We start from the raw sequence: 760 nt of genomic DNA, 5'->3' as shown, positions 1-760 counted from the left end.
CCGGACGCCGCGGACGCGTTGCACTCCGCGCTGCCCGCCATCCGCGCCGCCAGCGCGATGGCGGTGGAGGAGGCGCTGCCGAGCGGCGTGCGGCTGCTCTCCGCCGGCGCCGATGCGGGCACGGTGCGGTACGGCGCGGCGAAGCTGGTCGAGCTCTCCCGCGTGCCGGCCTGGTCCGCGGATCTCGAGGAATTCGCGCACAGCCAGTACTGGGCGACGCCGGTCTCCGACCTCGTCGTCGTCGTCGCCGCGGAGCCTGCGCTCGCCAGGCTGGCGACCGAGAGCTGCGAGGCGCTGGCGCAGCTCGGGATGCGCTGCCTGGCGGTGGACACCGAGGCGACGCCGGTCGCCACCGCCGCGCGGCGCGTCACGCTGCCCGCGGTGCCGCCGGCGCTGGCGCCGCTTGCCACGGCGATCCCGCTGCAGGCGCTGGCGCATAGGCTGGCGCGGGCCGGCGGGCTCGATCCCGATACGCGCTTGCACCTGAAGGGCGATGCGGCGCGGTTCCGCGTCAGCCGCATGCTGACGCGGCGCTCGCTGATCGGCACGGGCCAGTGAGCGCATGGGCCGCGTCTTCGTGATGGGATACCTGTCCATCGACCGCGTGCGCGCGCCGGACGGCGCGGTGCAGGAACAGCCCGGCGGCGCCGCGCTCTACGCCGCGCTCGGCGCGCGCGCCGTCGGCGCCGAGGCCGTGCTGCTCGCCGCCGCCGGCAAGGACTGGCCGGAGGCCTGGGACGACGCGGCGCGGCGCTGCGGC

General features: G+C 77.4%; 2 protein-coding genes. Both read left to right on the top strand.

The window, feature by feature from the left end:
* On the top strand, positions 1 to 558 hold a 558-nt coding region (locus AC1MIR_RS12220; protein ID WP_480028426.1), incomplete at its 5' end, for a phosphoheptose isomerase family protein.
* Between the two features lie 4 nt (positions 559 to 562).
* On the top strand, positions 563 to 760 hold a 198-nt coding region (locus AC1MIR_RS12215), incomplete at its 3' end, for a hypothetical protein (protein ID WP_480028425.1).

This window comes from Falsiroseomonas sp. RANM36 (assembly GCF_056682175.1).
This window is presented reverse-complemented; position numbering and strand designations above follow the sequence as displayed.